This window comes from Nocardioides koreensis (assembly GCF_039531775.1).
Taxonomy (GTDB): domain Bacteria; phylum Actinomycetota; class Actinomycetes; order Propionibacteriales; family Nocardioidaceae; genus Nocardioides; species Nocardioides koreensis.
In genome coordinates this window covers 101,230-120,805 of sequence record NZ_BAAAQR010000001.1, presented here as the reverse complement: position 1 = coordinate 120,805, position 19,576 = coordinate 101,230, and the positions used below count along the sequence as shown (strand labels likewise).

Sequence of the window (19,576 nt, the reverse complement as noted above, 5' to 3'; positions counted from 1 at the left end):
GAGCCAGCCATGGCCGAGACGAACACCGGCACCGCCACGCACCGGGCGACCACTCCGTCCGGTACGCCGAGCCCCAACGGGGTCCCGGGACAGCCGGAGCAGACCGGCTGGATGGGCTGGATCCTGTTCGCGGCCACGATGATGCTGATGCTGGGCATCTTCCATGCCATCCAGGGACTCGTCGCGCTGTTCCGCGACGAGTACTTCCTGGTCGGCAAGAACGGACTCACCCTGCACGTCGACTACACGACCTGGGGATGGGTCCACCTGGTCCTGGGCGTGCTCGTGGCCGCCGCGGGAGCCGGGCTGCTCGTGGCGCAGATGTGGGCGCGGATCGTGGGCGTCCTGGTGGCCCTGGCCAGTGCTGTCGTCAACGTCGCCTTCCTGGCGGCCTACCCCGTCTGGTCCACGATCATGATCGCCCTCGACATCCTGGTGATCTGGGCGATCACCGTGCACGGCCGGGAGATGCGGGCCAACCGGACCTGACGGGCGCGTGACCTCCGCGAAGGACACGTGGACGGGGTCGCTGTTCGTCGTCGGATCGACGTGCTTCCTGGTCGGCCCCTTCCCGGGCTTCGCCGAGCTGGTCGGGGCTCGTGCCGACGCCGCCGTGTTCTTCGTGGGCTCACTGTTCTTCACCTCGGCGGCCACGCTGCAGTGGCTGCCGGCTCGGCCACCCGGCGGCACCGACTGGTGGAGCAGCGCGTGGCAGCTGGTGGGCACCCTGTTCTTCAACGTCACCACGTTCCGGGCCCTCGACACGGCGGTCGGCGCCGCCGACTACAACCAGGTCGTCTGGCGACCGGACGCGTTCGGCTCGGTGTGCTTCCTCGTCTCCGGAGCCCTCGCCTACGTCGGGGTGGGCGGCTCCTGGCGGCGGCTGCCGCCGCGAACGGCGGACGGCCGGATGGCGTCGGTGAACCTCGCCGGGTGCGTCGCCTTCGGGGTGTCGGCCGCGGCGGCGTACGTCGTGCCCTCGACGGCCGAGGCGCTGGACGCGGGCGTGGCCAACGCGACGACAGCCCTCGGGGCCCTGGCCTTCCTGATCGGGGCGTTGCTGCTGATCAGGCAGAGCCGACGTCCCGCCGCCTCGCGGTGAGGGGTCAGGCGCGGTCGAGCGCCAGCCGGTAGAGCTCCTCGGTCACCATCGGTCCGCCGACGTGGGTGGCGTCGGACTCGTCCTCGACGCGCGCGCGGACCCGGTCCGCGAACTCCTCCGCGTCGTCCTGCGGGTCGTACCCGAGGGCGTGCCCGGGTGCGAGGTCCCACCAGGCCCGCGTGTTGGCGGAGATGCCGTAGAGCACCGCGAAGCCGGGGGCGGGGGCCGTCAGCGACGCCTCGACCATGCGCACGCAGTCGTCGTGGGACAGCCAGGTGGCGAGGTGGCGGGTCGTCTCCGGCTCGGGGAGGAAGGAGCCGATCCGGCAGGCGACGGTGTCGAGGCCGTACCGGTCGGCGTACAGGCTCATCACGGCCTCGGCGGCGACCTTGCCGACGCCGTAGAACGTGTCCGGACGTGGCCGGACGTCGGTGGACAGCAGGTCGGTCCGCGGGGTCCGGCCGACCGCGTGGTTGGACGAGGCGTAGACCAGGCGGGTCACGTCGTGCTCGACCATGGCGTCCAGCAGTGCGGCCGTGGTGACGACGTGGGAGGTCATCGAGTCGCGCAGGCCGGCCTCGTCGGGGTGGCCGGCCAGGTGGACGACCCCGTCGAGGCGCTCCTCGGCGAAGACCGCCGCGACCGCGTCCGGGTCCGCGCAGTCGATGAGGTGCCAGCGACCCTCGAAGCCCTCGGTGGCGGGCACGAGGTCGAGCCCCACCACCTCGTGGCCCCGGTCGGCCAGGCCCACGGTGAGGACCCGCCCGATGCTCCCGGCCGCGCCCGTGACCAGGACGCGCATCAGATCCTCGGCACGATCCGGCCGAGCAGGTCTCCCATGCGGGAGGCGGCGGCGCGGCCGGCCTCGAGGACCTCCTCGTGGTTCAACGGCTCGCCGCTGATCCCGGCGGCCAGGTTGGTGACCAGGGAGATGCCGAGGACCTCCATGCCGGCCTCGCGGGCCGCGATGGCCTCGAGCGTGGTGCTCATGCCCACCAGCTGCCCGCCGATCGCGCGGACCATGCCGATCTCGGCGGGGGTCTCGTAGTGGGGGCCGGGGAACTGGACGTAGACACCCTCGTCCAGCGACGGGTCGACCTCGCGGCACAGACCGCGCAGCCGGCTCGAGTAGAGGTCGGTCAGGTCGACGAAGTGGGCACCCTCGATCGGCGACTTGCCGGTGAGGTTGATGTGGTCGCTGATGAGCACCGGCGTGCCGGGCGTCCAGGTCTCCTTGAGCCCGCCGCAGCCGTTGGTCAGCACGATCGTGCGGCAGCCCGCCGCGGCCGCCGTACGCACACCGTGGACGACGGCGCGGACGCCCTTGCCCTCGTAGTAGTGGGTGCGGCTGAGGAAGACCAGGAGGTTCCGGTCCCCGGCGCGGACCGAGCGGATCTTGCCGGAGTGGCCGGCGACCGCGGCCGCGGAGAAGCCGGGCAGGTCGGTGGTGGAGATCTCGGCGGTGGCCTCGCCGAGCGCGTCGACGGCCGGCAGCCAGCCGGAGCCCAGGACCAGGGCGACGTCGTGCCGGGGCACGCCGGTCAGCTCGGCGAGGCGGTCGGCCGCCTCCTGCGCCTGCTGCTGGGGGGTCTGCGAGATGGTCTGCTGGTCGGTCACAAGCGGCGACTCTAGTGGCGGGTTCCGGATCGCACCGAAATGTCGGGGGACGGGTGCAGGATCGACCCATGATCGATCACTTCGGCATCAACTGCGCCGACCTGCAGGCGTCGGCAGCGTTCTACGACAAGGTCCTCGGCGTCCTCGGCCACTCCCGGCTGATGGACTTCGGGGTGGCCATCGGCTACGGCACCGACGGGCCCGCCTTCTGGATCAGCGAGCAGCCCTCGGAGGGGCCCGCCTCCGGCCCCAACCGGGAGGTGCACATCGCCTTCACGGCGCCCGACGCCGCGACGGTGCGGGCGTTCTTCGACGCCGCCACCGGCCTGGGCGCGGAGGTGCTGCACGAGCCCCGGCTGTGGCCGGAGTACCACGAGCACTACTTCGGCGCGTTCGTGCGCGATCCCGACGGCAACAACGTCGAGGCGGTCTGCCACACCGCCCAGCCGGGGGACTGACCGGCTACAGCCCCGTCGAGCGGCAGGGCCGCCCGCGCAGCCCGGCCACGTAGTCGGCCGGGGCGTCGGCGGCCTCGGCCGCGTCGGCCAGGACCCCGAGGTACGACGCCGAGGGCAGGCCGCCCTCGTAGGCATCGAGCACGTAGGTCCACACGACGATCTCGCCGGTCATCGTCGAGACCCGCACCTTGGTCTTGCGGTAGAGCCCGAGGTCCGCGGCCTCCCAGCCGTCGAGCGACTGCTCGTCGTCGCGGGTGATGTCGTAGACCGCCACGAAGACCTGGTCGAAGGGGTCCTGCACGATCGTGGACAGCGCGCCGTCCCAGCCGTGCTCCTCGCCGCCGAAGGTCAGCCGCCAGCCCTCGAGCCAGCCGGTGGTCCGCAGCGGGGAGTGCGGACAGCGCTCACTCATCCGGGCGGGATCGAGGTTGGTCCCGTAGGCGGCGTAGAGCGTCACGGGCTGCAGATTAGTCCCTGCCTTGGTCACGCGCGGGCGCAACTCATAGGCTGACCGCCGTGACCCACTTCAACGTTCTCGTCCTTGGTGCCGGCCCCGGTGGTTACGTGGCGGCCATCCGCGCAGCCCAGCTCGGCCAGTCCGTGGCAGTGATCGAGGAGAAGTACTGGGGCGGCGTCTGCCTCAACGTGGGTTGCATCCCCTCCAAGGCACTGCTGCGCAACGCGGAGATCGCGCACATCATCACCAAGGAGAAGGACGTCTTCGGCATCTCCGGGGACGCCACCATGGACTTCGGCGTGACGCACAAGCGCAGCCGTGGTGTCGCCGAGGCGAGCGCCAAGGGCGTGCACTACCTGATGAAGAAGAACAAGATCACCGAGATCGACGGCTGGGGCACCATCACCGGCCCCAAGGCCGTCGACGTCCAGGACAAGGACGGTCGTACGACGTCCTACACCTGCGACAACCTGATCATCGCCACCGGCGCCAAGACCCGACTGATCCCGGGCACCAAGCTCAGCGAGCGCGTCGTGACCTACGAGGAGCAGATCCTCACCGACCAGCTCCCGGGATCGATCATCATCGCCGGCTCCGGTGCGATCGGCGTCGAGTTCGCCTACGTGATGAAGAACTTCGGCGTGGACGTCACGATCGTGGAGTTCCTCGACCGGATGGTCCCCACGGAGGACGCGGACGTCTCCAAGGAGCTGCTCAAGCAGTACAAGAAGCTCGGCGTGAAGGTGCTGCTCTCCACCAAGGTCGAGGGCATCGACGACAGCGGCGACAAGGTCAAGGTCACCGTCAGCAAGGACGGCAAGGAGGAGACCCTCGAGGCCGACAAGGTGCTGCAGGCGATCGGCTTCGCGCCGCGCGTCGAGGGCTACGGCCTCGACGCCGCCGGTGTCGAGCTGACCGAGCGCGGTGCCATCGCGATCGACGCCCGCGGCCGCACCAACGTCCAGGGCGTCTACGCGATCGGCGACGTGACCGGCAAGCTGATGCTGGCCCACACGGCCGAGGCGATGGGGGTCGTCGCCGCCGAGACGATCGCCGACGCCGAGACCCTCGAGATCAACTTCGACATGATCCCGCGCGCGACCTTCTGCCAGCCGCAGATCGCGTCGTTCGGCTACTCCGAGGCCCAGGCCAAGGAGAAGGGGTACGACGTCAAGACCGCGATGTTCCCCTTCTCGGCCAACGGCAAGGCGCGCGGCATGGCCGAGGGCGTCGGGTTCGTGAAGATCGTGGCCGACGCTGAGCACAACGAGATCGTCGGCGCCCACCTGATCGGCCCCGAGGTCACCGAGCTGCTGCCGGCGCTCACGCTGGCCCAGCAGTGGGACCTCACCGCGGACGAGGTGGCCCGCAACATCTTCGCCCATCCGACCCTGTCGGAGGCGATGAAGGAGGCCGTCGAGGGCCTCGCCGGCCACATGATCAACCTGTGACGAGCAGCCGGGCGCGAGGAACGAGCGCGCGGCGTGGGCTCGGCCAGGTCGAGCAGTCGGCGCGGCTGAGGAACGAAGCTGCGGTCCGACGTGTCGAGACCCGGCAAGACGAGAGGATCTCCTTGTGAGCGAGCGCGTTGTCATCATCGGCGGCGGGCCCGGCGGCTACGAGTCGGCCCTCGTCGCCGCGCAGCTGGGCGCGGACGTCACGGTCGTCGACACCGACGGCCTGGGTGGCTCGGCGGTGCTCACCGACTGCGTGCCGAGCAAGACCCTGATCGCCACCGCCGAGCTGATGACCGACGTGGCCGGTGCGGCCGAGCTCGGCGTCAACTTCCAGGACCAGGAGGGTGACGCCGCCACCACGCTCCGCGTGGACCTGGCCCGGGTCAACGCCCGCGTCAAGCAGCTCGCCGCCGACCAGTCCGCCGACATCGGCCGGCGCCTGGCCCGCGAGGACGTCACGATCATCGAGGGCCGCGGCCGCCTCGACGGCCCCGGCCGGGTGCTGGTGACGCGCGCCGACGGGTCCGAGGAGGCGCTCGAGGCCGACGCCGTGCTGGTCGCCACCGGCGCCGCCCCGCGCACGTTGCCGACCGCCCAGCCCGACGGCGAGCGGATCCTCACCTGGGAGCAGGTCTACGACCTGACCGAGACGCCCTCCCGGCTGATCGTGGTCGGCTCCGGCGTCACGGGTGCCGAGTTCGCCAGCGCCTACCTCGCGCTCGGCATCGACGTCACCCTGGTCTCCTCACGCGACCGGGTGCTGCCCGGCGAGGACGCCGACGCGGCAGCGGTGCTCGAGCAGGTGCTGACCCGTCGCGGGATGGACGTGCTCTCGAAGTCGCGGATGGAGTCGGTGACCCGGTCGGGTGACACCGTGACCGTGACGCTCACCGACGGTCGCACCGTCGAGGGCTCCCACTGCATCCTCGCGCTCGGATCGGTGCCCAACACCGCCGACATGGGGCTCGAGGAGGCCGGGGTCCTCCTCAAGGACGGCGGCTTCATCAACGTGGACCGGGTCTCGCGGACCTCGGCCCGGGGCGTGTACGCCGCCGGCGACTGCACCGGCGTGCTCATGCTCGCCTCGGTGGCCGCGATGCAGGGCCGGATCGCGATGTGGCACTTCCTCGGCGACACCGTGCACCCGCTGGACCTGAAGAAGGTCTCGTCGAACGTCTTCACGGCCCCCGAGATCGCCACCGTCGGCTGGTCGCAGCAGTCCGTCGACAGCGGCGAGATGCAGGCCGAGGTCGTGACGCTGCCGCTGTCCGGCAACCCGCGCGCGAAGATGCAGGGCGTCCACGACGGCTTCGTGAAGCTGTTCTGCCGCCCGGGCACCGGCATCGTGGTCGGCGGCGTCGTGGTGGCGCCGCGGGCCAGCGAGCTCATCCACCCGATCACCATCGCGGTGGCGGAGTCGTTGACCGCCGACCAGCTCGCCCAGGTCTTCACGGTCTACCCGTCCATGAGCGGCTCGATCGCCGAGGCCGCCCGCCGGCTGCACCGGGTCTGAGGGCTAGATACCGCCCATCCCTCCGCTGCCGCCCATGTTGTTCAGGCCCGCACGGGCGTGCGCCTCGGCGACGTGGCGGTTGGTGTCGGGGGTGTTGCCGCGGATCACGTGCGCTCGTCGGCCGGTGATCGCGGCGATCGTGCCGCCCACCGAGCTGCCGGGAGCCGGCGCCGCGACGGCGTACCACGGGACGTAGCGGTCGCCCATCCGCACCAGTCGCACCTCGGGCTCGTCGCCGCCCTCGATCCGGCGGGCGTCGGAGCGGCACACGGCCACCTCGCGCTCGACCCCGCCCGGTGGCGTCCAGGCGACGTCCTTCACGGCGGGTCCGTGTTGGGGGTTGAAGAAGCACGGCTCGCGCCGCTGCGGGAGCTCCACACCGTCGCGGGCGGCGAGGACGCAGGCCAGGCGGAAGCGTCCGTCGTCCAGGACCTTCTCGATCGCCAGCAGCGGACCCAGGTCGTCGGCCTCGCGCAGCGCCGTCTTGGACTCCTCGTAGAGGTCCAGCGCCCGCTGGTAGTCGGCACGCACGTCGCGGTCCAGCTCGGTCGTCAGCGTCTCGACGTGGAGGTCGGAGAGCTGCTCGCCGAAGACGGTGACGTCCTCGTCGATCAGCTTGCGTGCCTGCCGGAACTCCTCCAACGCGGCCAGTCGACGTTCCTTGCGGGCCCTGAGAAACCACACCATGCGAGGAGAGTACGTCCACTTTTCCGCTTGCGCGTCGACGTCCGCCGTGTTCGGATCGTCCGGCTCGTCCGTCTCAGCTCTCGGGGGTCCCGTGTCCACACTGCGCCGCACCATCGCCGCTCTTGCCGGCTCGGCGGTCGTCGCCGGGCTGCTGCCGACCGCCGCAGCCTTCGCCGACGACCCCTGGCCGGTGCCCGGTCCCGCCACCATCTCGATCGATGGCGACGGGTACGGGCACGGCAAGGGCATGTCGCAGTACGGCGCGTACGGCGCCGCTCGCAAGGGCCTGAACTTCAAGCAGGTCCTGCGCTTCTACTACCCGGGCACGAGGTTCGACGACCTGGCCGGCAGGGTGAAAGTCCGGATCAGCGCGGACGACGACCGGGACCTGGTCGTGGACGACCGCCGGGGCCTCACCGTGCGCAACCTCGCCTCCGGGCGGGTGTGGCGCCCGGACCTGCCCAAGGCCACGAGGTGGCGGATCCGGCCCTCGGGCGGGCGCAACGTGATCTCCTACCGCACGTCGGCCTGGCACACCTGGCGCACCGTGAAGGGCGACGCCGAGCTCGCTGCCGGCGGCAGACCGCTCGAGCTGCGCACGCCGGACGGTGTCGTGGCCTACCGCGGGGCGCTGCGCTCGACCGTCCGCAACGGCACCCGCCTCACCGTCAACGTGCTGCCGATGGAGAGCTACGTGCGTGGCGTGGTCCCCGCCGAGATGTATGCCTCGTGGCCCCAGCAGGCGCTCCGGGCCCAGGCCGTGGCCTCGCGCACCTATGCGGCCTACGAGCGGGAGCACACGAACAATCGCGCCTTCGACCTCTGCGACACCGCCGCCTGCCAGGCCTATGGCGGCTTCTCGGCGGAGAGCGCCAGCTCGAACGACGCCGTCCGGGCCACCGCGCGCCGGGTGCTGACCCATCAAGGCGGGACGGCCTTCGCGCAGTTCTCGGCCAGCAACGGTGGCTGGACCGTGGCCGGCCAGTTCCCGTACCTGCCGGCCCAGGAGGATCCCTACGAGGGGAGCTCGACGGACTACTACGGCTGGACCGCCACGGTGAGCGACACCGACATCGAGGACGCGTACAACATCGAGGACCTCGAGTCGATCAGCATCACCGCCCGCGACGGACAGGGCGGCCGGGGAGGGCGGGTCGAGACGGTCGAGCTGGCCAGCACGACGGGGTGGCGCGGCACGGTGACCGGCGAGAGCTTCCGCAGCCACTTCGGCCTGCGCTCCACGATGTTCGAGATCAGTGACGTCCAGCCGCGGTAGCCACCCCACCTGACCGCCGGAGGCCGGTCCGCGAACTACATATCTGTAGTTCTTCCATGTGAATTGCGGGGCTGCTGTGACTCATGGTGCGATGAGCGTTCACACCCGTCCCTGTTGTCACTGCCGTTCCGGGAGAACCCACCATGAGCAACCTCCGACGGCGCACGGCTCCGGCCGGCGCCCTCCTCGTGGCGGCCCTGATCGGTGCGTCCGCGACCTCCGCCCACGCCGCCGATGACCGCTGGTCGGTGCCGCACCAGGCCACGGTCACGATCCGGGGCCACGGGTTCGGCCACGGCCACGGCATGTCGCAGTACGGCGCGGAGGGCGCGGCCCGCGAGGGGCTGACCTACCGGCAGATCGCGAACTTCTACTACCAGGGCACGAGCTGGGGGACCGCCAAGGGACGGGTCGACGTCCTGATCACCGGCGACACCAGTGACGACCTCGTCGTCCTCGCCCGCAAGGGTCTGGTGCTCCGGGACCGGGCCACCGGCGAGAAGACCGAGCTCCCGGACAACGGCGCGACCCGCTGGCGGGTCGTCCCGGCCAAGAACGGGCAGAGCCGGGTGGGCTACCTGGACGGCACCTGGCACGGGTGGGGGAGGCTGACGGGCGAGGGTGAGTTCTCCGCCCACGCCAAGCCCGTCACGCTGGTGACGCCCGGTGGCACCCGTGCCTACCGCGGCCGGCTGCGTGCCGCCGCGCCCTCCGACGGGTCGATGGCGCGCAGCACCGTCAACGACGTGTCGCTGGAGAGCTACCTCAAGGGCGTGGTCCCGCTCGAGATGCCGGCGCTGTGGAGCCCCGAGGCGGTGCGCGCCCAGGCCGTCGCGGCCCGCACCTACGCGGCGTACGAGCGCGACCACCCGCTCGGGTCGGACTACCAGATCTGCGACACGTCCTCCTGCCAGGTCTACGGCGGGTACGACGCCGAGCACCCTGCCTCGAACGCCGCGGTGGGCGCGACCCGGCAGCAGGTGCTGCTGGCGAGCGGGGAGCCGGCGTTCACCCAGTTCGGCGCGAGCTCGGGAGGCTGGACCTCGGCGGGCTCGGTGTCCTACCTGCCCGCCCGCCAGGACCCGTACGACGGGTGGTCCGGCAACCCGGTCCACACCTGGGACCAGAAAGTCACCGACACCACCCTCGAGAACACCTGGCCCGCCCTCGGCGACCTGACGAAGCTGGTCGTCACCGACCGCGACGGCAACGGCGACTGGGGCGGCCGGCTCCGCTCGATCACCCTGGTGGGCAGCAAGCACCGTGTCGTCGTGTCCGGGGACAGCTTCCGGGCCGCCCTGGGGCTGCGGTCGACCTGGCTGACCTTCAAGGTCGCCCAGCGCTCGGCGCGCACGGCGACCGCGACGCAGCCGACGGCGAACCCCTCGCTGATGGCCGCCGACCTCGAACGTCGCTGAGCCCGCGGGACCGGTGAGAACATCGTCGGGTGGCAGCGGTCCCCGACAAGATCCTCGACCTGCCCGGCCGTCCGACGGACCGGGCACACCTGGTGGACCGCGTCTTCTTCGGCTTCGGCACGCTGGCGGCCGCCTGGCTGGCGTGGGACGCCGTGCGGGCCAGCTTCGGACCGTCGTGGTGGAGCCTGGGCTTCCTGGTCGTGTTCTGGCTCGTGCTGGCCTACCTGGTGCTGCCGCGACTGAACCGGATCCTCTCCTCGGTCTACGTCCCGGACTACTTCATCGGGCGCACCCGGACCTCTGACGGACTGCTGGGGGACCCGCTCAACCTGGCCTTCAACGGCACCGGCGAGCAGCTGTCCACCGCGCTGCGTCGTGCGGGATGGATCAAGGCCGATCCCGTGACGCTCGGCAGCTCGGTGCGGATCGTCGGCTCGACGCTGATGGACCGCAGCTACGCCGAGGCGCCCGTGAGCCCCTTGATGCTCTTCGGCCGGCAGCAGGACGCGGCCTTCCAGCAGGAGGTGGCCGGGAACCCCGGGCAGCGCCACCACGTGCGGGTGTGGCGCACCCCGCCCGGGTGGGTGCTGCCCGGCGGGCACCGGGTCGACTGGTTGGCCGCGGGCACCTACGACCGGCGCGTCGGGCTGTCGTTGTTCACGCTCCAGGTGACCCACAAGATCGACGCGGACGTCGACGTCGAGCGCGACTTCATCGCGGACTCGGTCCTCCGGGCAGTACCCGGGGCGACGATCCGCCCGCTCGTCGACTTCACCACCGGCTACCACTCCCGCAACGGCGGCGGTGACACCGTGCACACCGACGGAACGCTTCCGGTCGTGGACCTCTCCGCGGTGGAGACCGCCGCGGACGCCGACCCCCTGGTGAACCCGTCCGAGGACCCGGCGAGGCTGCCCTTCGAGGTGCTGCTGCCCGCGGTCCTCACCATCCTCGTGGGCCCGCTGGTCCTGCTGGAGGCCCTGCTCGACGTGGGCGGCCCGAGCTCGACCGCCGAGCGCCTGCTGCTGGGTGGCGTCGTCGCGCTGGCCGCGACGTCGATCTTCTGCGCGGTCATGATGCTGCGCCGGTCGGCGTGGGCCCGACGGTGGCTGCTGCTCGTGTCGAGCCTCATCGTGGTCGCGCAGTTCTGGGAGTACGAGCTGACCGGCGCCTCCGACCGGCAGCTGACCGCGATGTACCACGCCGGGGTGATGATCCTGGTCGTGCTGGCGCTCTCCTCGCCGGTCGCCACCGCGTGGTGCCGGCGGCGGCCCTCCTGATCTGTCAGCCCAGGACCAGCACCAGGTCGCCGCCCTCCACGGCCTGGGTGTCGCCGAGCGCGAGCCGCTGCACGGTGCCGGCGACGGGTGCGGTGATCGAGGCCTCCATCTTCATCGCCTCGATGGTGGCCACCGTGTCGCCCGCGGAGACCTGGTCACCCTCGGCCACCACGATCGTGACCACGCCCTGGAACGGAGCGGCCACCTCGCCCGGCTTGCCGGGGTCGGCCTTCTCGGCCGCGGCGACCTCGGCGGCCACGTTGCGGTCGCGCACGCTGATCGGCCGCAGCTGGCCGTTGATGGTGGCCATCACGGTGCGGAAGCCGCGCTCGTCGGGCTCGCCGATGGCCTGGACGCCCAGGATCAGGGTCTTGCCCTCGGCGATCTCGACCGCGTGCTCCTCGCCGTGGCGCAGCCCGTAGAGGTAGTCCATGGTCGGGAGCACCGACACGTCGCCGTAGGTCTCGCGGGCCTCGGTGAACTCCCGGGTCGGGCCGGGGAAGAGCAGCTCGTTGAGCGTCCGCCGCCGGGCGGTGCGCAGGCCCTCGGCCTGCTCGTCGGTCAGCTTCTCCGCCGGGGCCCTCCAGGTGCGGCCGGCGAGCGCCTTGGTGCGGAACGGCTCCGGCCAGCCACCGGGCGGGTCGCCCAGCTCGCCGTTGAGGAAGCCGATCACCGAGTCCGGGATGTCGAACTTCGCCGGGTCGTCGGCGAACTCCGCCGGGTCGGCACCGACCGCGACCAGGTGCAGCGCGAGGTCGCCGACCACCTTGGAGGAGGGCGTGACCTTGACGATGTTGCCGAGGATGTCGTTCGCCGCGGCGTACATGTCCTCGATCTGCTCGAACTTCTCGCCGAGGCCGAGCGCGATCGCCTGCTGCCGCAGGTTGGACAGCTGCCCGCCCGGGATCTCGTGGGTGTAGACGCGCCCGGTCGGCGAGGGCAGCCCCGACTCGAAGGGCGCGTACACCCGTCGGGTCGCCTCCCAGTAGGGCTCCAGCGCGCAGACCGCGTCGAGCGACAGGCCCGTCTCGCGGTCGCCGTGGTCGGTCGCCGAGACCAGCGCGGACAACGGAGGCTGCGAGGTGGTGCCGGCCATCGAGGCGGTCGCGGCGTCGACCGCGTCGACGCCGGCCCCGATCGCCGCGAGCAGGGTGCCGAGCTGGCCGCCGGGGGTGTCGTGGGTGTGCAGGTGCACCGGCAGGTCGAAGCGGTCCCGCAGCGCGGAGACCAGGGTCCGGGCCGCCGGCGCACGCAGCAGCCCGGCCATGTCCTTGATCGCGAGCACGTGCGCGCCGGCGTCGACGATCCGCTCGGCGAGCGCGAGGTAGTAGTCGAGCGTGTAGAGCTTCTCGCCCGGGTCGGAGAGGTCGCCGGTGTAGCACAGCGCCACCTCGGCCACGGCCGTCCCGGTGCTGCGGACGGCCTCGATCGCCGGCCGCATCTGCTGCACGTCGTTGAGGGCGTCGAAGATCCGGAACACGTCGATCCCGCTGCGCGCGGCCTCGTCGACGAACGCGTCGGTCACCTCGGTGGGGTAGGGCGTGTAGCCGACCGTGTTGCGACCGCGCAGCAGCATCTGCAGGCAGATGTTCGGGACCGCCTGGCGCAGCGACTCCAGCCGCTCCCAGGGGTCCTCGGAGAGGAAGCGCAGCGCCACGTCGTACGTCGCGCCGCCCCACGCCTCGAGCGACCACAGCTCGGGCGTGGTCCGGGCGACGTGGCCGGCGACGGCGAGCAGGTCCCGGGTGCGGACCCGGGTCGCGAGCAGCGACTGGTGGGCGTCGCGGAAGGTCGTGTCGGTGACGGCGACCCGGGTCTGCTGCCGCAGCCGGCGCGCGAACTCCTCGGGACCGACCTCGAGCAGCAGCTGGCGGGACCCGTCCGGCGGGGGCACCTCGAGGCTGATCTCGGGGAGCTTGGTCGCCGGGTCGACGCTGACCGGCGCCGGGCCGTGCGGCTGGTTGACGGTGACGTCGGCGAGGTAGCGCAGCAGCTTGCTGCCGCGGTCGCCCTTGCCGCGCGCCGCGAGCAGCTGGGGGTGGGTCTCGATGAAGGAGGTGGTGATGTTGCCGCCGGCGAAGTCGGGATCCTCGAGCACCGCCTGGAGGAAGGCGATGTTGGTGGAGACGCCGCGGATGCGGAACTCCGCGACCGCGCGGCGCGCCTTCTCCACGGCCTTCTCGAAGGTGCGGCCGCGGCAGGTCAGCTTGGCCAGCATCGAGTCGAAGTGGGCGGAGACCTCCGCGCCGGTGTACGTCGTACCGCCGTCGACGCGGACCCCGGACCCGCCGGGGGAGCGGTAGGTCGTGATCTTCCCGGTGTCGGGCCGGAAGTTGTTCGCGGGGTCCTCGGTGGTGATCCGGCACTGGAGCGCGGCGCCGCGCAGCACCACGTCCTCCTGGGACAGCCCGAGGTCGGCGAGCGTCTCACCCGAGGCGATCCGCAGCTGGGACTGCACGAGGTCGACGTCGGTGACCTCCTCGGTGACCGTGTGCTCGACCTGGATGCGGGGGTTCATCTCGATGAAGACGTAGTTGCCCTCGGGGTCGAGCAGGAACTCCACGGTGCCCGCGTTGCGGTAGCCGATCTCGCGGGCGAAGCGCACGGCGTCGGCGCACATGCGGTCGCGCAGCTCCGGGTCGAGGTTCGGCGCCGGCGCGATCTCGACGACCTTCTGGTGCCGCCGCTGCACCGAGCAGTCGCGCTCGAAGAGGTGGATCACGTTGCCCTCGCCGTCGGCGAGGATCTGCACCTCGATGTGGCGAGGGTCGACCACGGCCTGCTCGATGAAGACGGTGGGGTCGCCGAAGGCGCCCTCGGCCTCGCGCATGCAGGTCTCGACGGCCTCGCGCAGGTCGGCCGCGTCGTCGACCTTCCGCATCCCGCGGCCGCCACCACCGGCGACCGCCTTGACGAAGAGCGGGTACGGCAGCTCGGCGGCCGCCTCGACCAGGGCGTCGACGTCGGTCGAGGGCTCGACCGAGGCCAGGGTCGGGACGCCGGCGGCCTTGGCGGCCGCGATCGCCCGGGCCTTGTTGCCGGTGAGCGTGAGCACCTCCGCGGTGGGGCCCACGAACGTGATGCCGGCGTTCGCGCAGGCCTCGGCCAGCGCAGGGTTCTCGGAGAGGAAGCCGTAGCCGGGGTAGACCGCGTCGGCACCCGCGCGCACCGCGACCGCGACGATCGCCTCGGGGTCGAGGTAGGCCCGGACCGGGTGCCCGTGCTCGCCGATCTCGTAGGCCTCGTCGGCCTTCAGCCGGTGCTCGGACCACCGGTCCTCGTGGGGGAAGACCGCGACGGTTCGCGCGCCGACCTCGAACGCCGCGCGGAAGGCCCGGATCGCGATCTCGCCACGGTTGGCCACCAGCACCTTGGAGAACATGGCGACGAGGCTAGCGGCGTCGGGGGTGGGTCGGGCGGGGCGTCCGGTCAGGCGAGACGCGCAGGGACCGACGCCTGGGTGGTGAACTGGTCGACCAGGCCCGGCACGGCGGCCGCGGCGAGCCCCACCGCGGCCGGCTCGGGTACGTCGAGCGCGGTCACCGCCTGCCGGCCGCCCGCCGTGGTGGCGGACAGCGAGGTGAGCCCGGCACGGCGCTGGAACCAGGTGGACCGGAACGTCCAGCCGATGACGTCGTCGGTGGCCAGCGCGTGCCGGTGCCGGTTGAGGCTCCCGGACCGCGCGACGAGGTGGTCGTCGACCAGCGCGTGCCCCAGCCCCCGGGCCCGGTCGGCCGCGAGGCCGAGGGCGACCGGGATACCCGCGGCGGCGACGAGCAGCAGCCAGGCCGGAGCACCCGCGACCAGGACGAGCAGGACCGTCGCCGCGAGCACCGCGCCCACCGGGGCCAGGGCCCGGGTGAACCGGCGCCGGTGCGCCCGGGGGCCATGACCGACGAGGGGAGCGTCCACCGGCCCGGAGGTGCCGAGCACGTCCCGCGCGACGCGCAGCACGACCGGGCGCGGCGCCGGCGGGACCAGCAGCCCGCTGCCCTGCTGCTTGCGGTCCAGGCCGGTCACGATCGCGGAGACGCGCGCCCCGCCGGCGACACGGAGGGCCAGCGGCTCGCACACACTGACCCCGGCCAGCCGTTCGTCGTCGAGGCTGGTCTCCCGGGTGGTGAGCAGGCCCCGCCGCAGGTGCCACGCGCCGTCGGAGTGGCTGAGCGCGAAGCCCCAGTTCGCCACCACGTAGCCCCCGACCGCCAGCACGGTCACGAGCACGACGAGGCCGAGGAACGCCGTCGGCGCCAGCGTCCACCAGGGCAGCCCCGCGACCCCGTCCACCAGCCCACCGGTGTCGAGCCGCTCCCAGCCACCGAAGGTGTTCATCGCCTGGCTGGCCACGCCGAGGGTTCCGGCGGCGAGCACCAGGCCGGAGCTGGTGAAGGGGGCGAACCGCACCCAGGCGGGGTCGAGGACGACGACCACGCGCTCGGCGGGCTCGGAGGGCTCAGCCGAGGTCGGCGGGGCGACCCGGAGCAGCTCCAGGCGCAGCTCCCGGGCGCGGGCCAGCGGCAGGCTGTCGAGGTCGAGCTGCTCCTCCTCGTTGCTCGCCCCGGTGCCGATCCGCACCGTGGCGAGCCCGAGCGCCCGGTGGATGGGGGAGGCGGTCAGGTCCACGGTGCGCACCCGGTCCACGGGCGTGGACAGCACGTGCCGCTCGAGCAGGCCGCGCCGCAGCTCGATCCGTCCGGCGGTGATCCGGAAGCTGGTGGTCACGTAGCGCAGCAGGCCGAGCGCGATCGGCACGCCGACGCCGACGAGGTGCCAGACCTCGTTGCCCGAGGCGGTGCCGGCCAGGAAGACGCCGATGACCGCCGGCAGGAACCGGATCAGCTCCCGGACGGGGTGCACCAGCAGCATGCGCGGGTCGAGCCGCTGCCACTGCTGGCCCTGGTCGAGCTCCGGGGTGTCCGTCCGGCTCACGTGGCGTCGCCCGGGTCGGTGTCCGCCTTGAGCGTCAGCTCGTCGACCAGGGCCCGGGCCCGGGCCCGGTCCAGGCCGGCGATCTCCAGGGCCCCGGCGGCCGAGGCGGTCGTGACCGTCACGGTGGCCAGCCCGAAGAGCCGGGCGAGCGGGCCCTCGGCGTAGTCGACGGTCTGGATCCGCGACATCGGCGCGACGCGGCGCTCGCACGTCCACCAGCCGGTCTGGGTGTAGACGGCCGTGTCGGTGACCTCCCAGCGGTGCACCCGGTAGCGCCAGGCCGGCACCACGGCGACGTACGCCGTTACCCCGAGCGCGAGCGCGCCGAGGACCCACCCGGCGTGGTCGTACCAGTGCCAGACCAAGCCGGCCAGCACCGCGGCCACCAGCAGGGCGGCGCCCTGCGCGAGGCCGCCCACCAGCCACATCGAGCGGGCCCGGGGGCTGACCCGCTGGGCCGGTTCGCGCAGGGACGGCATGGCTCCGAACCTATCGGGCCGGGAAACGGCGCCTGTCACACTCGCAGTGTGTCGTTGCACGGGGGCGCCGTCGTGACGGTGCTCGTGGCGTTGCTGCTGGGACCGGCCCTGCTCGGGCCGGTCCCGAGGGCGAGCGCGCCGTCACCCCGTGTCGACTACGTCGCGCTGGGGGACTCCTACAGCGCCGGCCCGTTCATCCCGGCGCAGGTACTGATGGCCGGGACCTGCCTGCGCTCGACCCACAACTACCCGTCCCTGCTGGCCCGGATGCTGCAGGTCCGCTCCTTCGCGGACATGACCTGCACCGGCGCCGACACCACCGACCTGACCCGCTCGGTGCCGAACAAGCTGCCCGGTCCGCCGCCGCAGCCACAGCTGGACGCCCTGGGACCCGGCACGGACCTGGTCACGCTCGGGATCGGCGGCAACGACTTCGGCCTGTTCGGCGCGGTGCTCCGGCGCTGCAGTCCGCTGGCCCGGTCGGACCCCACCGGGGCTCCCTGCCGGAACCGTTACACCGTCGACGGGGTCGACACGAAGTCCCGCGACGCGGCCGGGGTCGAGGGGCGCGTCGCCGCGGTGCTGTCCGAGATCCGGCGACGGGCCCCGGGGGCCGAGGTCTGGGTGATCGGCTACCCCCGGCTGTTCCCCGAACGCGGTACCTGCCCCGGGCTGCCGTTCGCCGAGGGCGACTATCGCTGGGCGGACCGCATCGAACGCCTGGTGAACGAGTCGTTGCGCTCGGCGGCCGAGAGTGTGGGGGCCGGGTTCGTCGACCTGTACGCCGGGTCCCGGGGCCACGACGTGTGTGCGGGCAGCGACGCGTGGGTCAACGGTGCCCGGCAGGAGATCGGCAGGGCCGCGGCGTTCCACCCCTTCCGCGAGGGGATGGAGGCCGCGGCCCGGACGATCCGGCGTCAGCTGGTGGCCGAGAGCGCGCTGCCGTTCCCGCTGCTCAGTCCTTGAGCTCGCAGATGACCGCGCCGTTGGTGACGGTGGCGCCGACCTCGACCTGGAGGCCGGTGACGGTGCCCGACTTGTGGGCCTTGAGCGGCTGCTCCATCTTCATCGCCTCCATGACCACGACGACGTCGCCCTCGGCGAGCTCCTGGCCCTCCTCGACGGCGATCTTGACGATGGTGCCCTGCATCGGGCTGGTGACGGAGTCGCCGCTGGCGGCCGCGCCGGCCTTCTTGCCGGCGCTGCGCTTCGGCTTGCCCCTGCCACCACCGGCACCGCCGTTGCCGGCGCCGGCCGCGATGCCGCCGAGCCCGGCGGGGAGCACGACCTCGAGCCGCTTGCCGCCGACCTCGACGACCACCTTCTGGCGCTCGCCCTCCTCCTCGGCCTCGGCGGCGTCACCGGACCAGGGCTCGATCTGGTTGTCGAACTCGGTCTCGATCCAGGTCGTGTAGACGTCGAACGAGCCCTCGCCGCCGGGGTTGGAGGCGCCGACGTAGGCCGGGTCGGACACGACCGCCCGGTGGAACGGGATCACGGTCGGCATCCCCTCGACGACGAACTCGTCCAGGGCCCGACGCGAGCGCTCCAGTGCGTGGGTGCGGTCGCGGCCGGTGATGACCAGCTTCGCGATGAGGGAGTCGAACGAGCCGGGCACCGTCTCGCCGGCGTCGTACCCGCCGTCCACGCGGACGCCGGGGCCGGCGGGGGCGTGCCAGCGGCTGAGGGTGCCCGGGGCGGGCATGAAGTTGCGGCCGCCGTCCTCGGCGTTGATCCGGAACTCGATCGAGTGGCCGCGGACCTCCGGGTCGTCGTACCCCAGCTCCTCGCCGGCGGCGATGCGGAACATCTCGCGGACCAGGTCGAGGCCGGTGACCTCCTCGGAGACGCAGTGCTCGACCTGGAGCCGGGTGTTGACCTCCAGGAAGGAGATGGTGCCGTCCTTGGCGACCAGGAACTCGCAGGTGCCGGCCCCGACGTAGCCGGCCTCGCGCAGGATCGCCTTCGACGACTCGTAGAGGCGGGTGACCTGATCGTCGGTGAGGAAGGGGGCGGGCGCCTCCTCGACCAGCTTCTGGTGGCGGCGCTGCAGCGAGCAGTCACGCGTGGAGACCACGACGACGTTGCCGTGCTGGTCGGCGAGGCACTGGGTCTCGACGTGGCGCGGCTTGTCGAGGAACTTCTCGACGAAGCACTCGCCGCGGCCGAACGCCGTGACCGCCTCGCGGACCGCGGACTCGTAGGCGTCGGCGACCTCGGACATCTCGCGGGCGACCTTCAGGCCGCGGCCGCCACCGCCGAAGGCGGCCTTGATCGCGATCGGCAGCCCGAACTCCTCGGCGAAGTCGACCGCCTCGTCGGCGGTGTCGAGCGGGTCCTTGGTGCCGGGGGCCAGCGGGGCGCCGACCTTCTCGGCGATGTGCCGGGCCTTGACCTTGTCGCCGAGGTTCTCGATCGCCTCCGGCGGCGGGCCGATCCAGACCAGGCCGGCGTCGATGACCGCGCGGGCGAAGTCGGCGTTCTCGGCGAGGAAGCCGTAGCCCGGGTGGACCGAGTCGGCTCCGGACTTCTCGGCGACCGCGACGATCTTGGCGATGTCGAGGTAGGAGTCCGCCGGGGTGGCGCCGTCCAGGGAGTAGGCCTCGTCGGCCAGCCGCACGAAGAGCGCGTCGCGGTCGGGCTCGGCGTACACCGCGACGCTGCCGATGCCCGCGTCCTTGCAGGCGCGGATCACGCGGACCGCGATCTCCCCGCGATTGGCGATCAGGACCTTCTGCAGCGGTTGGACCTTCGGCACCTGGCACTCCTGCTCTGACGGTTTGTCACTTCTCGGTCTCCGCAGCGGAGAGTATCGCCACGGCCCCCGGCGGAGGGAGGAGGTCTCACCCCCGCGGCCGTAGCGTTCGTCTCATCACCACGCGCGTGGGATGGCCCGGGCGAAG

Annotated in this window: 17 protein-coding genes; 9 read left to right on the top strand and 8 right to left on the bottom strand. The window is 72.3% G+C overall.

All coding sequences use genetic code 11. The features are described 5' to 3' along the window. Nucleotides 1-9 precede the first annotated feature (9 nt). Together ABD268_RS00520 and ABD268_RS00515 are read left to right on the top strand one after the other, a co-directional pair. Nucleotides 10-489, top strand: a complete 480-nt coding sequence (locus tag ABD268_RS00520) for a DUF7144 family membrane protein (protein WP_344145952.1) — start codon at nt 10-12, stop codon at nt 487-489. A 7-nt stretch (nt 490-496) separates the two neighbouring features. Beyond that, nucleotides 497-1,102: a hypothetical protein gene (locus ABD268_RS00515; RefSeq protein ID WP_344145949.1), complete on the top strand. Its 606-nt coding sequence runs from the start codon at nt 497-499 to the stop codon at nt 1,100-1,102. Between the two features lie 4 nt (nt 1,103-1,106). Here ABD268_RS00515 and ABD268_RS00510 read toward each other — a convergent pair whose 3' ends face one another. Beyond that, complete coding sequence (locus ABD268_RS00510; RefSeq protein WP_344145946.1) at nt 1,107-1,904, bottom strand: NAD-dependent epimerase/dehydratase family protein; 798 nt, start codon at nt 1,902-1,904, stop codon at nt 1,107-1,109. Then, a complete protein-coding gene (locus ABD268_RS00505; protein ID WP_344145943.1) occupies nt 1,904-2,719 on the bottom strand; it encodes a purine-nucleoside phosphorylase in 816 nt (271 codons plus the stop codon). The genes ABD268_RS00510 and ABD268_RS00505 overlap by 1 nt, the downstream gene beginning before the upstream one ends. Nucleotides 2,720-2,787: 68 nt before the next feature. On the opposite strand from ABD268_RS00505, the gene ABD268_RS00500 reads away from it, so the two are divergent. Next, nucleotides 2,788-3,177 carry a VOC family protein gene (locus ABD268_RS00500; protein ID WP_344145940.1) on the top strand — a complete coding sequence of 130 codons (390 nt, stop codon included), beginning with the start codon at nt 2,788-2,790 and terminating at the stop codon, nt 3,175-3,177. 4 nt (nt 3,178-3,181) lie between these two features. Here ABD268_RS00500 and ABD268_RS00495 read toward each other — a convergent pair whose 3' ends face one another. Beyond that, nucleotides 3,182-3,634 (bottom strand): gamma-glutamylcyclotransferase, encoded by a 453-nt coding sequence (locus ABD268_RS00495; protein WP_344145937.1) that lies wholly within the window; start codon nt 3,632-3,634, stop codon nt 3,182-3,184. A gap of 59 nt (nt 3,635-3,693) precedes the next feature. Here ABD268_RS00495 and lpdA point away from each other — a divergent pair, with 59 nt between their 5' ends. Both lpdA and ABD268_RS00485 read left to right on the top strand, forming a co-directional pair. After that, entirely contained in the window at nt 3,694-5,085 is a 1,392-nt protein-coding gene (gene lpdA, locus ABD268_RS00490; protein ID WP_344145934.1) for a dihydrolipoyl dehydrogenase, read from the top strand. Nucleotides 5,086-5,209: 124 nt separating this feature from the next. Next, nucleotides 5,210-6,604: an NAD(P)H-quinone dehydrogenase gene (locus tag ABD268_RS00485; protein WP_344145931.1), complete on the top strand. Its 1,395-nt coding sequence runs from the start codon at nt 5,210-5,212 to the stop codon at nt 6,602-6,604. A 3-nt stretch (nt 6,605-6,607) separates the two neighbouring features. On the opposite strand, the gene ABD268_RS00480 is transcribed toward ABD268_RS00485, so the two are convergent. Next, complete coding sequence (locus ABD268_RS00480) at nt 6,608-7,291, bottom strand: hypothetical protein (RefSeq protein WP_344145928.1); 684 nt, start codon at nt 7,289-7,291, stop codon at nt 6,608-6,610. 91 nt (nt 7,292-7,382) lie between these two features. On the opposite strand from ABD268_RS00480, the gene ABD268_RS00475 reads away from it, so the two are divergent. The 3 genes from ABD268_RS00475 to ABD268_RS00465 all read left to right on the top strand — a co-directional run bounded on the left by ABD268_RS00475 (nt 7,383) and on the right by ABD268_RS00465 (nt 11,265). Continuing rightward, nucleotides 7,383-8,567 carry a SpoIID/LytB domain-containing protein gene (locus ABD268_RS00475; RefSeq protein WP_344145925.1) on the top strand — a complete coding sequence of 395 codons (1,185 nt, stop codon included), beginning with the start codon at nt 7,383-7,385 and terminating at the stop codon, nt 8,565-8,567. Between the two features lie 143 nt (nt 8,568-8,710). Further along, on the top strand, nt 8,711-9,985 hold the full coding sequence (locus tag ABD268_RS00470) for a SpoIID/LytB domain-containing protein (RefSeq protein WP_344145922.1): 1,275 nt from the start codon (nt 8,711-8,713) through the stop codon (nt 9,983-9,985). Nucleotides 9,986-10,014: 29 nt separating this feature from the next. Further along, the gene (locus ABD268_RS00465; protein WP_344145919.1) at nt 10,015-11,265 is read left to right on the top strand and encodes an LssY C-terminal domain-containing protein; all 1,251 of its coding nucleotides are present in this window, start codon (nt 10,015-10,017) and stop codon (nt 11,263-11,265) included. A gap of 4 nt (nt 11,266-11,269) precedes the next feature. Here the strand turns inward: ABD268_RS00465 and ABD268_RS00460 are convergent, their stop codons facing one another. The 3 genes from ABD268_RS00460 to ABD268_RS00450 are packed head-to-tail and all read right to left on the bottom strand — an operon-like array spanning nt 11,270 to nt 16,673. Further along, the gene (locus tag ABD268_RS00460) at nt 11,270-14,647 is read right to left on the bottom strand and encodes a pyruvate carboxylase (protein WP_344145916.1); all 3,378 of its coding nucleotides are present in this window, start codon (nt 14,645-14,647) and stop codon (nt 11,270-11,272) included. A 47-nt stretch (nt 14,648-14,694) separates the two neighbouring features. Continuing rightward, the gene (locus ABD268_RS00455) at nt 14,695-16,194 is read right to left on the bottom strand and encodes a PH domain-containing protein (RefSeq protein WP_344145913.1); all 1,500 of its coding nucleotides are present in this window, start codon (nt 16,192-16,194) and stop codon (nt 14,695-14,697) included. Beyond that, nucleotides 16,191-16,673, bottom strand: a complete 483-nt coding sequence (locus tag ABD268_RS00450) for a PH domain-containing protein (RefSeq protein ID WP_344145910.1) — start codon at nt 16,671-16,673, stop codon at nt 16,191-16,193. The genes ABD268_RS00455 and ABD268_RS00450 overlap by 4 nt, the downstream gene beginning before the upstream one ends. A 48-nt stretch (nt 16,674-16,721) precedes the next feature. On the opposite strand from ABD268_RS00450, the gene ABD268_RS00445 reads away from it, so the two are divergent. Then, nucleotides 16,722-17,639: an SGNH/GDSL hydrolase family protein gene (locus ABD268_RS00445; RefSeq protein WP_344145907.1), complete on the top strand. Its 918-nt coding sequence runs from the start codon at nt 16,722-16,724 to the stop codon at nt 17,637-17,639. On the opposite strand, the gene ABD268_RS00440 is transcribed toward ABD268_RS00445, so the two are convergent. Further along, on the bottom strand, nt 17,629-19,431 hold the full coding sequence (locus ABD268_RS00440) for an acetyl/propionyl/methylcrotonyl-CoA carboxylase subunit alpha (RefSeq protein ID WP_344145904.1): 1,803 nt from the start codon (nt 19,429-19,431) through the stop codon (nt 17,629-17,631). The two genes, ABD268_RS00445 and ABD268_RS00440, sit on opposite strands and share 11 nt — an antisense overlap. Nucleotides 19,432-19,576 lie beyond the last annotated feature (145 nt).